Here is a 13826-nt window from a genome sequence, read left to right on the forward strand (position 1 = left end):
TGAACCCATTGACCTGAATCCGAAATAAGCCAAGCATGAACCAAGACCTTTCCATTTTTCAACTCGTGCTGCACGCCAGCCTGGTGGTGCAGCTGGTGATGCTGCTACTGCTGACCATCTCGGTGGCCAGCTGGGCGGCGATTTTTCGCAAGCTCTTTTCGCTGGGCAAAGTCAAGCAGCTCAACGATGGATTTGAGCGCGAGTTTTGGTCGGGTAGCAGCCTGAATGACTTGTTTGCTGCAGCCACCCAGAACGCCCGCACGGCAGGGCCGATGGAACGCATTTTTGCCAGCGGCATGCGCGAGTACCAAAAACTGCGCGAACGCCACATCACCGATGCCGGCACCCTGATGGACGGGGCCCGACGCGCCATGCGCGCAAGCTTCCAGCGTGAGATGGACGTGATCGAAACGCACCTGAGTTTTCTGGCCTCTGTCGGATCGGTGTCGCCGTATGTGGGCTTGTTTGGCACGGTGTGGGGCATCATGCATGCGTTCACTGGCTTGGCCGCACTGCAAACCGTGACGCTGGCCACGGTGGCTCCAGGCATTGCCGAAGCGCTGGTGGCCACCGCCATTGGCCTGTTTGCGGCCATTCCAGCCGTGGTGGCCTACAACCGGTTTGCCCGCGACATTGACCGCATTGCCATTCGCCTGGAAACCTTCATCGAAGAATTTTCCAACATTTTGCAGCGCAATGTGAGCGCACAAGCGGCTCCTGGCCGTTAAAACCCCGCTATTTAGCCCCAGGGAGCACACCAATGGCAGCAGTTGCACACCGCGGACGCGGACGCCGCACCATCAACGAGATCAACATGGTGCCCTTCATCGACGTGATGCTGGTGCTGCTGATCATTTTCATGGTCACCGCACCCTTGATCGCGCCCAGCATGATTGACCTGCCCAGCGTTGGCAAAGCCGCGCAACAGCCTGATCAGGTGGTGCAAATCGTCGTTGGCAAAGACGAGTCTCTGCAGCTCAAGCTCAAAGACAAGTCCACCCCCATCAGCCTGAAAGAAGTGGCCAGCGCCGTCAAACAAGCCCAAAGCGGTGCGCAAAATCCAGCCGTGGTCATTAGCGCAGACAAAGCCGTCAAGTACGAAGCCGTGGTGAAGGTGATGGACACCTTGCAACGCGCCGGAGTGGCCCGCGTGGGCTTGTCCGTGCAATTGGCACCCTGATCAAACGGCCATGCACGCTGCTGCTGAACGCCTCGAATTTGCACCGCCCGACACACCGGGGTTACTGCGCGCACTGGTCCTGGCTGCACTAGCCCACCTGCTGTTAGTGGCCGCCTTGACCTGGGGAGTGCACTGGAAGCGCGACGTAGAAATCGTCAGCGCCGAGGCTGAATTGTGGGCTGCCGTGCCAGTGGCCGCTGCGCCCAAGTTACAAGAACCACCGCCCGAACCGCCCCCCCCACCAGAACCTCAACCCGTCCCAAAACCGGCGCCCAAACCTGCGCCAGAGCCACCCCCTGCCCCGGTGGTGGAGCCGCCCAAGGTGGACATTGCGCTGGAGCAGGAAAAGCGGCGCATTCTGAAACAAAAGCAGCTTGACCTTGCAAAACAGCAAGAAAAATTGCAGTTGGCCAAACAGAAGCTAGAGAAGCTCAAGCTGGAAAAGCAGCAGGCAGAAAAGCTCAAACTTGAGAAGCTCAAAGCGGCCCAAGTTGAGACGGCAAAACTCAATGCTGAGAAACTAAAGGCCGACAAGCTCAAGCAGACGCTGGCCGACAAAGCCAAGCAAGCCCAGGACAAGAAGCAGCTTGAGGCGCAGGCCAAACAACTTGAAGTTCAGCGCGAAAAAAATCTGCAACGCATGACCGGCCTGGCCGGGGCCAGCGGTGGCCCAACATCAACCGGCAATGCGCTCAAGTCTGCTGGCCCATCCGCCAGCTACGCCGGACGCATTCGCGCCAGAATCAAACCCAACATTGTGTTCACCGAAGACATTGCGGGCAACCCAACGGCTGAAGTGGAAGTGCGCACCTCACCAGACGGCACCATCATCGCCCGCAAACTGATCAAATCCAGCGGCGACAAGGCCTGGGACCAAGCCGTGCTCAAAGCCATTGACAAAACCGAAGTGCTGCCACGCGACACCGATGGCCGCGTGCCACCAGTGCTGGAGATCAGTTTCAAGGCCAAAGATTAGTCACATCTAAGCGGCCAAAAAAGCTATATTTTATATAGCTACTTACGCTTATTTAATAGGGTCTAGAGGCCAATTATTCATAAATAATTTCAGCCTTGCCGGGTACGGCCTGAGCCCACCAGCTGGCCAGTGCGGCATCGGTTGGATAAAACTTGGCGCGCTCATCCAATTGCAATTCAGCGCTGGCTGCAGCTTCCGCACTGACACAGGTCAGCGCCAAACGCACTCCCAAACCACGCCACAAATCACCTTGCTCGGTGACTTCTTTTTGCGCCGGAAAGTCCCTCAAGAGCCGCGCCATGTCCAGCTTCAAGCCCTGCGGCCCGGTGCTGGCCGTCACGCGCAGGTATTTGCCAAAGCGACAGCGCGCTTGGTCCAGGTTCCAGATTTGCTGAACCGTCAATTGCATGCCACCTGAGAAACGATCGGGCTGCTGTTTGCCCATGACAATCACCAGTTCATCGTCTTTGAGCAGGTCTTTATGTGCTGTGAGCAGCGCCTCATCGGCACGGGCTTCAATCACACCAGTTTTGTCATCCAGCTTGAACAAGGCCAGTTTGCCGCGCTGGCCGTTGATGACGCGAAAGTCGGTGATGATGCCAGCCAGCAGCTGTGGCTCGCGGGTGTCAATCAGGTCCGTGATTGGCCTCTTGGCAAAGCGCCGCACTTCGGTCACCACTTCGTCAAACAAATGGCCTGACAGGTAAAACCCGACAGCGGTTTTTTCGTACACCAGCCGTTCTTTCACACCCCAGGGTGTGGCCTGCACCAAGTCGGGCTCTTGCGTGCTGGAGCCATGGTCATCGTCACCACCCATGTCAAACAAGCTGCACTGGTTGGCATTGGCCAGGGTCGCGGCGCCAAACTCAAAGGCCAAGTCGACACTGGCCATCAGGCTGGCGCGGTTGAGCTCAATGGCATCAAAGGCGCCAGCTTTGATCAGAGCCTCAACGGTGCGCTTGTTGATGCGGCCGCGGTCCACCCGTGCGCAAAAGTCAAAAAGACTCTTGAATGGGCCCACCTTATCGCCGTTTGGCCCCACGCCGCGCCCCTCTCGCGCGGCCACAATGGCTTCAATGGCTTGCTGGCCGCTGCCTTTCACGGCGCTCAGGCCATAACGAATCACCTTGTCTGAGACCGGCTCGAAGCGGCTCACGCCGCGGTTCACGTCGGGTGCCTCAAAGGTCAAGCCCATTTTGATGGCGTCTTCCAGCAAGACCTTCAGCTTGTCGGTGTCATCCATTTCCACCGTCATGTTGGCGCAGAAAAACTCAGCGGTGTAATGCACCTTGAGCCAGGCGGTGTGGTACGCCAGCAGCGAGTAAGCAGCGGCGTGGCTCTTGTTGAAGCCATAGCCAGCAAACTTCTCCATCAAGTCAAAGATTTCGTCGGCCTTGTCCTGATTGATGTCGTTCTTTAACGCGCCATCGCGAAAAATCTGGCGGTGCCGAGCCATCTCGTCAGCGTCTTTCTTGCCCATGGCGCGGCGCAGCATGTCGGCACCACCCAATGAGTAGCCGCCCAGAATCTGCGCGGTCTGCATCACCTGCTCCTGGTAGACCATGATGCCGTAGGTCTCCGAGAGCATGTTGGCCACCAGCGGGTGCGGGTACTCCACCACCTCACGGCCGTGCTTACGCGCCACAAAACTCGGAATCAGGTCCATGGGGCCCGGGCGGTACAAGGCGTTCAGGGCAATCAGGTCTTCCAGGCGCGTGGGTTTGGCATCACGCAACATGCCCTGCATGCCGCGCGATTCAAACTGGAACACGGCCTCGGTCTTGCCGTCCTGAAACAGCTTGTAGGTTCCCTTGTCGTCCAGCGGCAGGCTCTCAAAGGCAAAGTTTTCCTGGCCGGGATGGCGTTTGATGATGAATTCGCGCGCAATTTCCAGAATGGTCAGCGTGGCCAGGCCCAAAAAGTCAAACTTGACCAGCCCGACCGACTCCACATCGTTCTTGTCGTACTGGCTTACCGCAGAGTCACTGCCGGGTTGCTGGTACAGCGGACAAAAGTCGGTCAGTTTGCCCGGTGCAATCAGCACGCCGCCTGCATGCATGCCAATGTTGCGGGTCATGCCTTCGAGCTTGCGGGCGAGCTCAAGTAGTGTGCGGACATCTTCTTCCTTGGCCTCGCGCTCGGCCAATATCGGCTCAGCCTCAACGGCGTAAACCAATTTATCGTCTTTTTTCCGGTCTGCAGGTGGCAACTGCAAGGTCACAGCCACGCCAGGCTTGTTGGGAATGAGCTTGCTGATGCCGTCACAAAAGGTGTAGCTCATGTCGAGCACCCGGCCCACATCGCGAATCGCTGCGCGTGCCGCCATGGTGCCAAACGTGGCGATCTGGCTCACCGCATTTTTGCCGTATTTATCCTTGACATAGTCAATGACGCGGTCGCGGTTGCCCTGGCAAAAGTCAATGTCAAAGTCGGGCATGGAGACCCGCTCAGGGTTCAAAAAACGCTCAAACAGCAGGTTGTATTGCAGGGGGTCAAGATCGGTGATCTTCAAGGCATAGGCCACCAGCGAGCCGGCGCCTGAGCCGCGCCCCGGCCCCACCGGGCAGCCGTTGTTTTTGGCCCAGTTGATGAAGTCGCCCACGATCAAAAAGTAGCCCGGAAAACCCATGCCCAAAATCGTCACCAGCTCAAATTCGAGCCGTTCCAGGTAGCGCGGCATCTCGGCTTCGCGCTGCACCGGGTCGGGGTACAGATGCGCCATGCGCTCTTTCAGGCCTTCGTGCGAGGCATAACGAAAGTAATCATTCGCCTGCATCACCACGCCATCAACCGGCGGAATCGGAAAGTCTGGCAGCTGCGGCTTGCCCAGCACCAGGCTCAAATTACAACGCTTGGCAATTTCAACGCTGTTGGCCAAACTTGACGGCACATCAGCAAACAAGGCCTGCATCTCTGCCACGGTTTTGAAATACTGGTCACGCGTGAAACGGCGCACGCGGCGCGGGTTGGCCAATAACTCGCCCTCGGCAATACACACGCGGGCCTCATGGGCTTCAAAGTCTTCAGGCGCCAAAAACTGCACTGGGTGAGTGGCCACCACCGGCAGTTGCATGCGCTGCGCCAGTTGCACGGCGGCGGCCACCTGCGCCTCGTCATCAGGGCGGCCGGCGCGCTGCAATTCCAGATAAAACCGATGCGGGAACACGCCAGAGAGCTGTAAGGCAGCGTCCAGCGCCCGCGCGTCGTCGCCCTGCAACAGGGCCTGCCCAACCGGCCCTGCTTGCGCCCCCGAGAGGCAAATCAAGCCTGCGTTGAGTTCGGTCAGCCAAGCCAGCGTCACCGTCGCCTGCGCTTTGCCACCGTTTTGCGTCCAGGCCCGTGCCAGCAACTCCGACAGGTTCAAATATCCCTGATGGCTTTGCACCAGCAGCAGCACGCGAGACAGTTGTCCTAACTCTTTACCCAACCCTTCCAGCCAGACCTCAGCGCCAATGATGGGTTTGACGCCTCGCTTACGCCCTTCCTTGTAGAACTTGATGGCCCCAAACATATTGCTCAGGTCAGTAATCGCCAGGGCCGGCTGGCTGTCAAAGGCCGCGGCTTTGACCACCTCATCAATGCGGGTGGTGCCGTCGATAACGGAAAATTCAGTGTGCAGGCGTAAGTGAACGAACATGTGCGTAAAGTATGATGAAAAAAGCAGTCTGGCACTCAAAAACAAGACCAGTGCTGTCATCTGTTCAATTGTAAGAAGACCCCAAGGCAGCTATCTTGAAGATTCTCGTGGTGGACGATCATGCGCTGGTGCGCGAAGGCTTGTGTCAGGTGCTCAAGGGCCTTGACCCAGCCCAGCCTACCGAGGTGCTGCAAGCACCCGATTGTGCCCACGCCTTTGTCCTGGCACAGGCTCACCCAGACCTTGAACTGGTGTTGCTCGACTACCATTTGCCCGACATGAATGGGCTTGCAGCCCTGGCTATTCTTGGCAAAACCCACCCTGAACTTCCTGTGGTGATCTTGTCTGGCTCGGCCAACCCCAGCATCATGCAGCAGGCACTGGCCCAAGGGGCGGCAGGTTTCATCACCAAGTCAGGCTTGAGCGATGAACTGCTTGGCGCCCTGCGGCGTGTGCTTGATGGCGAAATTTATGTGCCTACCAGTCTGGCGGCGTTCCCTGGTCTGGAGACAGATGCGTTATCCACCAGCCGCCAGCCCCCGGTTTTTAGCCCACGTCAACTTGAAGTGCTGCAACTGCTGCTGGACGGCTGCACCAATCGGGAAATTGGCGCCCAGCTGTTTGTGGGGGATGAAACCATCAAAACCCACGTCACCAACATCATGCGGATACTGAACGCCAAAACGCGCACCCAGGCCGCCACCGAGGCGGCTCGCTGGGGCTATCGCAAGTCTTCTACGTCATCGCCCGGCTGACCCGCCAACAAGTGGCGCAGTAAATTGCGCAGCTTGGCTGGGCGCACCGGCTTATGTAACAAGATCAGGCCCGCAGCCTTGGCGTTGGCCATCAGCGTTGCATCGGTGTCGCCGCTCATCATGCAAACCGGCACCGTGTGCGGCAACTGGGCCTGCAACAGCTGCACCACGGCAATGCCAGTCTGGCCGTCCTGCAGGCGGTAATCGCTCAAAATCACCCCGGGTTTCAGTCCGTCATATAGCCATTGCTGGGCATCGGCCAGGCCTTGCGCTTCGTAGACGCGTACACCCCAGCCACCCAGCAACCCCGCCAGCGCAGAGCGCACCAAGGCATCGTCTTCAATCACCAGGACCTCAGCGCCCTGCAAATCATCGCCTTGTGCCCGCTCTGGACTCGCTGCATCAGAGACCACGTCTGTCGGTTGTACCACCGGCAAGGTCAGTTCAAAACGAGTGCCCATGCCAGGGCGCGATGCCAGACTCAAAGCGTGGTGCAACAAATCTGCCGTGCGCTGCACGATGCTCAAGCCCAGCCCCAGACCTTTGTTGCGGTCGCGGGCGGCGTTGCCAACCTGGTAAAACTCCTTGAACACGTCTTGCTGGTGCTCCGGTGCAATGCCGATGCCGCTGTCCCACACCTGAATTTGCAGTTGTGTGCCGCCATGAATCAGCCGGCAAGCCACCAGCACCCCGCCGTGGTCGGTGTAGCGCAGGGCGTTACCTGCTAGGTTGAGCAAAATACGGTAAAGCAAGGTGGCATCGCTGAGTACCCACACCGAACTGTCGCGAATGCGCAAACGCAGCCCTTTGTCCAGTGCGGTCTGGGTCAAGTCATGCCGCAGTTGCGCCAACAAGCCAGACAGCGCAAAGGGGCCAACCTTCACCTGCACCGCCTGCGCTTCAAGCCTTGAAATGTCCAGCAGGCCATCCAACAGGTTTTGCATGGCCCGCACCGAGGCTTCCAGGTGTCCAATCAATTGGCGCGTCTGTCCGTCATGTGGCAACTGCGCCAAACGACTCACAAACATGCCCAGGGCATGGGTGGGTTGCCGCAAATCATGACTTGCCGCTGCCAAAAAGCGCGATTTGGCCTGCGTGGCTTGCTCTGCCTCTTCTTTTTTCTCACGCAGGGCTTGCGTGGCGGTGCTGATCTGCTGCTCAAGGTCTTCCCGCGCATGGCTCAGACGTTCAGCCATTTTGAGCAGGTTGATTTGCAGATCGCGCAGCGGGTCACCACGATGGGACGCATCGTTTCGGACTTCAGCGGCCACAGAAAAATCACCGCGACCAATACGCTCGATCAAATGGGTCACCCGCAGAATCGGGCGAATCACGCCGCGGCTCAGTCCTGCCGCCAGAACCACACCAAAAATAATCCCCAGCAGGCTCACCAAGCCCCCCAGCAACAACATGCCTTGCTTGCGCGCGTCCACACCCTGGCGCGAAAACTTCACCACCACCTGGCCCAGTTGCGCCGGCATGCCGTCGGGGCGTGAGCGGCTTTCTTCATACAAATCATCGAGCTTGATACCGCTGGCAAACACGGGTTGTCCCAGGATGTCCAGGCGCCTTGGTGCATCAAAAGCCTGCGCTTCCCCAGCACCATAAGCCAGCAGGTGCGAGCCGACGTCATCACCGGCGCTGGCCAGAACCTGGCCATAAGCATCCAGAATGGCCACCCAGCGCACATCAGGCTCACGCAACGCCCCGCGCACCACAGATTGCAACTGGGTCTGATTGCCTGAAAACAAACCATATTCGCTGGCCAACGCCAGCTGGCGCGCCACCGAACGGGTGCGTTGCTGGTAAGACTCCTGCATGTCGTCAAAGCGCGCCAGCAAAAACACCACCGCCAGCACCATGCTCACCAAGATCACCGGCAACAGCGCCGCCAGCAACATGCGTGACCGTATGTCCAGGCGCCTCATGGCAGGTGCTCCAGGCGGCGCAACGTCAGGCGCAAGGCTTTGGCATCGAGTGACAGGCCCAAGGCTCTTGCCACATGTTCGTTCACGCTAACCTCAAAATCATTGGATTCCACTGGCTGCTCGGGCAGCAACTGGCCGCGCAGGGCAGACACTACAAAAGTAGCAGCCTGCCTACCCACCTGAACAGGTGTTGCGTGCAAAGCCAACAAGGCCCCGGCACGCACATAGGCCGGCGAAAACGCCACCACCGGCACACCTGCCCTGAAGGTGGTGAGCAAAATATTCTGAATGCTGCTGCTGTTGAACACCAGTGGGTCAGCCAACGCCAAAAACACGTCACAACCATTGAGTACCTGTTGCAAGTCGGGAAACACATTGAAGTTGCCCTCCAGCCCGGCTTCATTCAGGGACAACCCATTGGCGTCAGCCAAGCTGCGCAAAGCCGGTGCCTTGGGCCACGAATCTGGCCCCCAAAGCACACCCAGGTGTTTAGCTTGCGGCAAAGCCAAGCGAATCATGGTGAGTTGGCGCTGTAAAGATTGGTCCAGGTAAACGGCCGTGAATTCGGCCGATGCCTTGCGCCCGCTACTGCGCAGCACCCGCTCAAAACTGCTGCGTGGCAGCAGTGTCGCCAACACCGGGGCCGACACTTTGCTGGCGGCCAGTGCAGCCGTCGCCTGGCTACCCAGTGCCACATAAATACGCGGCGCCACGGTTTGTGCAGGGCGTGCCGCCCACTCAAGCAAGCTCAGACGGCGGATGTCATAGGGTGACACACCCGAATTGACTAGCCCATCAATCAACGTCTGCGCGGCTTCCATGTAAGCGGCGGTGCTGTCACTGCTGACGATCACCACCCGCACCTCCGCCTGCGATAACGATGCCAGTAGCCACAAGCTCAAACTGAGCAGGAGCGAACGCAGGCGTATCACCATGCCGGGTCTATTTGTCCAGACGAACGGTCACAAAGGCGCGCCGCTGAAAGTTATGACCAAGGTAATAGTCCTGATACGGTGACCCGAGGTTTTGCACCGTAACGGCCAGTTCACCCGCATGGACGCCCCAGCGTAGCGGCCAACCCAGGCGCACATCGGTGCGGGTAAAAGCCTGCCGGCTGTGATAACCGGCGCCGGCCAACGTGGCTGTGCCACTGTCCTGATGGCTCAGGCTGAAATCCAGGCCATTGGAAAATTTCTGAAAATAAACCAGCGCGCTGGAGCGCTTGGGTGCAGCGAACACGGTACCGTTGCCATAGATGGATTCGGCTGCGCCGATGTCGGTATACGCTTGGTTGAGAATAAATTGGGCCCCTTCCCACGGCCGCCATTTCAGCTGGTATTCCCAGCCCTGAATAGCGAAGTCTTCATCGTTGGTGTAGTCGCGCGGCGTGGTGGCATTGAGCTGTCGAATGAACCCATTGACCTTCTCGCGGTATACGCGCACGTCCAGACTCCCACCCCATCGCGGGAATTCGCCCAGGTAACCGAGCTCATTGGCCACCACACTCTCGGGCACCACGTTGCCACTTGCCAGCGTGTTGACGCCAAACAACAGGCCATTCCAGACATAGCGCACGTTGGCAAATTTCTCGTAGGTGCTGGGTGGACGATAGGCTTTGGATACCCCAGCGCGCAGGGTATGCCCTGGCGCAAGGTGCCAATTGGCCATCAATCGCGGCGACACCGTTTCACCCGTCACACTGCTTTTTTCGGCCATGGCACCAGCGTTAATCACCACTGAGGGCCGGGCCCGCCACTCCACATTGCCAAACAACCGCGTGAAATCAGTCACAAAGTCGGCCTCAGTGGCATACAAGGCAGCTGATGTGATCGTCTCATGGCGAAACTCCCCACCCCACACCACACGTGTCGCTTGGCCGGCGCGAAACGTGTGCTGCAAAGACAAGGTGTCGCTGCTGGCCTTGCCGGCGCCTGAGACCATGTAGGTGTCATTGATGCCAAATCTTCGCAGTGAATAGGGAAACTCGTCCTTATAGTTTTCCTGCGCGTGAGACCAACTGGCAGCCAGGTCCTCATCCGGACTCAGGCTGCGTCTCCAGTCGGCCTGCAGATAATTGGAATCAAATTGGCTGTTGCGCAACGGGTTGTCAATGTTTCCGGGCAATCCCTTGCCCGAGTCAATCACCAGGTTCCCCAATCGCAATTGCACCTCATCGCCCGCGTTGGTAAAGAAATCTGACCTGAAATTAAAACGGTCCACCTGGTTATTGCCGTTCGACCCGGCCAACCCGTCATCCGCACGCTGATCAACCGTGATCCGGTAAGTGGCCTCATCGTTGCCCCAACCCAGCCTGGCCTGTGCATCCCGCACACCATTCTGACCCACCGTGAGCGTGCCTTGCGCTCCCAGCGTCTCAGACGTTGGCTGCGTCACGATGTTGACCACCCCCAAAAATGCCCGTGCGCCGTACGCAGCTGAATTGGAGCCGCGCAAAATTTCAATGCGGTCAATGTCTTGCAGCGCCACGGTCTGCAAACCCGGGCCTACGCTGCCAATAAAGTAGGGGGAATAAACTGAGCGACCATCCACCAGCACCTGCATGCGGTTGGAAAAAGCATCAAACGTGCCGTGGTAACTGGCCAGCGGGGCCCCTGAATAAAATGAGGCGCTGCTCTGGAACCCCGGCACCAGCCGCAGCAGGTCGGCCAGGTCTCGTGCGCCGCTACGCCGAATAAAGTCACGATCCAGCACGGTGACGGCGCCCGGGGTCTCATCCAGACGCTGCGGCAGCCTGGAAACCGACAGCACCACCGGCATCTCATCGAGAAAATCTTTTTCAGACACCTCGATGGCGGTCTGTGCAGATGCGGTGCTGGCACAGGCAACGAGGGTCAAAAAAATCAGGGGGCGGGTCATGAATTGGCAGACGTAAATTTTGTGAATTGATGCCTGCCATTTTGCACTTTATCTGATCGCGCCCAGATCACCTCCCGCGTTGTTGAGACCTTGCCACCCGCAAATGCTTACTTGCTTGCGCGAATTTTGACCAGTTCTTTCTGGGCATCGTTCCACAGCTCCATGCCCACATCGGCAGCAACCATGGCGTAAACCTTGGTCAACTTGTCACGCATGCGGGCAGCTTCAGCGGGCGACAGTTCATTGATCTGCATGCCTTTGGCCTTCAGGTCAGCCATGGCTTTGGAGGCTTCGGCGCGGGTGTCCTTGCGCTCAAAGTCACGGCTGGTCTTGGCGGCATCGCTCAGCACCTTTTGCTCGTCCTTGGAGAGTTGGTCCCAGTATTTCTTGCTGACCGTGACGATCCAGGGGCTGTACACGTGGTTGGTCACCGTCATGTACTTTTGCACTTCGTAAAACTTGCTCGACAAAATGGTGTTAAAGGGGTTTTCCTGGCCATCAACCGTCTTGGTTTCAAGCGCGCTGAAGAGTTCAGAGAACGCCATCGGAATAGCGTTGGCGCCGAGGGTTTGAAAACTGGTCAGGAACACGTTGTTTTGCATCACGCGCAGCTTGATGCCGTTCATGTCTTCCATTTTGGTGATGGCGCGTTTGCTGTTGGTCAGGTTACGAAAGCCATTTTCCCAATAGGCCAGGCCCACCAAGCCCTTGTCTTGCAACTTGTCCCGAATCCTGTCGCCAATCGGGCCGTCCAACAAGGCGTCGGCTTCTTTGGTGTTGCTGATCAAGAAAGGCGTGTCCCAAAGCGCCATTTCTTTGGAGATTCCGACCAACGTGGCGGTGGATCCGACCATCATCTCCTGCGCGCCGCCAATCAGGGCCTGCTGCATCTGGTTGTCCGGGCCAAGTGCGGCGGCACCAATGGCGCGCACCTTCATCTTGCCGCCCGAGAGCCGAGCCACTTCGTCGGCAAACACCTTGGCTGCGCGGCCCTGGTTGCTTTGCTCGTTAAGGCCATAACCAAAGCGAATCAGGCGCGGTTTAATGTCTTGCGCCAGGGCTGAAAAAGAAGCGCTGAGCACAGCGGCGCTGGCTACAGCAATGAGGGTTCTGCGAAGAAAAGTCATGAAATATCTCCAGGGTTAGAAAATGAACAAGGGGGAAACGGACAAGGAATATCAGCGCATCCACGCCACCGGCGCGGTCACGATCTGCGGAAACAACACAAACAGGAACAAGATCAGCACATAAGTGATCAAGAACGGGCTAACACCCTTGATCACTTGATGTAGCGGCATGCGCCCCACGCTGGCCACCACGTTAAGCACAGTGCCCACCGGTGGCGTGATTAGCCCAATGGAACCATTCAAGATGAACATCAGGCCGAAGTACACCGGGTCAATGCCTGCCTTGACGGCAATCGGCAGCATCACCGGGGCGAAGATGAGGATGGTGGGGGTCAGGTCCAGTGAGGTGCCGACCATGATCAGCACAATCATCATCACCGTCATCAACAATTTGGGGCTTTCCACCAAGGGACCCAGCCATGCCGTCAACACATTGGGCAGGTCGGCCAGCGTCACCATGTAGCTGGCCACTTGCGCGCCAGCGCATAGAAACATCACGATGGCGGTCGTCCGGGCAGCCCGCACCAACACGTCATAGATCTGCACAATTTTCATCTCGCGGTGCACAAACAGCGAGATCACCAGGGCGTAAAACGCTGCCACTACTGCCGCCTCTGTTGGTGTGAACACGCCGGACTTCATGCCGCCAATGATGATGATGGGCATCAGCAAGGCCCAGAACGCCTTGAGCGTGGCGGCAAACCGATCTTTCATGGGAAGGGGCTCGCCCTTAGGCAGATTCAGGTCGCGCAACACCAGCTTCCAGGCAATGATCAGCCCCACACCCATGATGAGCCCGGGCACGATGCCCGACAGAAACAGCAATGAGATAGAGGTGTTGGTGGTGACACCGTAAATGATGAACGGCATGCTCGGTGGAATGATGGGCGCAATGATGCCTCCTGCGCCAATCAAGCCCGCCGAGGTGTGCATGGGGTAGCCCTGCTTGCGCATCATGGGCAGCAAAATGGTCGCCAGCGCAGCGGTGTCGGCCAGCGCCGAGCCGCTCATGCTGGCCATCAGCACCGCTGCGCCAATCGCCACAAAACCCAGGCCGCCACGAATGTGCCCGACCCAGGCCTGCGCCATGGTGATGATGCGCTGGCTGATACCGCCGGCGTTCATCAACTCACCAGCCAAAATAAAAAACGGCACCGCCAACAGCGCAAAACTGTCCACGCCCGCCACCAGGTTTTGCGCCAGCAACTGCGTGTCCCAAAAGTCCAACACCCAGGCCATGCCGGCCCCCGTCAACACCAGCGCCAGCCCCATGTTGAGGCCCAGACCAATCAGCGACAGCATGCCGCCAATGAACACCAAAAACGCCAGACCTTCACTTGACATCG

Annotated in this window: 10 protein-coding genes; 4 read left to right on the forward strand and 6 right to left on the reverse strand. The window is 58.3% G+C overall.

The genetic code is table 11. The features are described from left to right. Positions 1–35: 35 nt before the first annotated feature. The 3 genes from tolQ to tolA are packed head-to-tail and all read left to right on the forward strand — an operon-like array spanning position 36 to position 2156. Complete coding sequence (gene tolQ / locus PHQ58_RS14925) at positions 36–728, forward strand: protein TolQ (RefSeq protein ID WP_300112232.1); 693 nt, start codon at positions 36–38, stop codon at positions 726–728. A gap of 32 nt (positions 729–760) precedes the next feature. Then, a complete protein-coding gene (locus PHQ58_RS14930) occupies positions 761–1180 on the forward strand; it encodes a biopolymer transporter ExbD (RefSeq protein ID WP_300112233.1) in 420 nt (139 codons plus the stop codon). 10 nt (positions 1181–1190) lie between these two features. Continuing rightward, complete coding sequence (tolA, locus tag PHQ58_RS14935) at positions 1191–2156, forward strand: cell envelope integrity protein TolA (RefSeq protein ID WP_300112234.1); 966 nt, start codon at positions 1191–1193, stop codon at positions 2154–2156. A 73-nt stretch (positions 2157–2229) separates the two neighbouring features. Here the strand turns inward: tolA and dnaE are convergent, their stop codons facing one another. Then, on the reverse strand, positions 2230–5793 hold the full coding sequence (gene dnaE, locus PHQ58_RS14940; protein WP_300112235.1) for a DNA polymerase III subunit alpha: 3564 nt from the start codon (positions 5791–5793) through the stop codon (positions 2230–2232). Positions 5794–5888: 95 nt separating this feature from the next. Between dnaE and PHQ58_RS14945 the strand changes: the two genes are divergently transcribed. Then, positions 5889–6548, forward strand: a complete 660-nt coding sequence (locus tag PHQ58_RS14945) for a response regulator transcription factor (protein ID WP_300112236.1) — start codon at positions 5889–5891, stop codon at positions 6546–6548. On the opposite strand, the gene PHQ58_RS14950 is transcribed toward PHQ58_RS14945, so the two are convergent. The 5 genes from PHQ58_RS14950 to PHQ58_RS14970 all read right to left on the reverse strand — a co-directional run bounded on the left by PHQ58_RS14950 (position 6515) and on the right by PHQ58_RS14970 (position 13824). Continuing rightward, positions 6515–8476 carry an ATP-binding protein gene (locus tag PHQ58_RS14950; RefSeq protein ID WP_300112237.1) on the reverse strand — a complete coding sequence of 654 codons (1962 nt, stop codon included), beginning with the start codon at positions 8474–8476 and terminating at the stop codon, positions 6515–6517. The two genes, PHQ58_RS14945 and PHQ58_RS14950, sit on opposite strands and share 34 nt — an antisense overlap. Further along, positions 8473–9411, reverse strand: coding sequence for an ABC transporter substrate binding protein (locus PHQ58_RS14955; RefSeq protein WP_300112238.1), 939 nt, complete (start codon positions 9409–9411; stop codon positions 8473–8475). The genes PHQ58_RS14950 and PHQ58_RS14955 overlap by 4 nt, the downstream gene beginning before the upstream one ends. A gap of 7 nt (positions 9412–9418) precedes the next feature. After that, positions 9419–11353 carry a TonB-dependent siderophore receptor gene (locus PHQ58_RS14960; RefSeq protein ID WP_300112239.1) on the reverse strand — a complete coding sequence of 645 codons (1935 nt, stop codon included), beginning with the start codon at positions 11351–11353 and terminating at the stop codon, positions 9419–9421. A gap of 107 nt (positions 11354–11460) precedes the next feature. Beyond that, positions 11461–12480 (reverse strand): TRAP transporter substrate-binding protein, encoded by a 1020-nt coding sequence (locus PHQ58_RS14965; RefSeq protein WP_300112240.1) that lies wholly within the window; start codon positions 12478–12480, stop codon positions 11461–11463. 51 nt (positions 12481–12531) lie between these two features. Continuing rightward, on the reverse strand, positions 12532–13824 hold the full coding sequence (locus PHQ58_RS14970; protein ID WP_300112241.1) for a TRAP transporter large permease: 1293 nt from the start codon (positions 13822–13824) through the stop codon (positions 12532–12534). Positions 13825–13826: the final 2 nt, after the last annotated feature.

The organism is Rhodoferax sp. (genome assembly GCF_028688795.1).
GTDB lineage: Bacteria > Pseudomonadota > Gammaproteobacteria > Burkholderiales > Burkholderiaceae_C > Rhodoferax.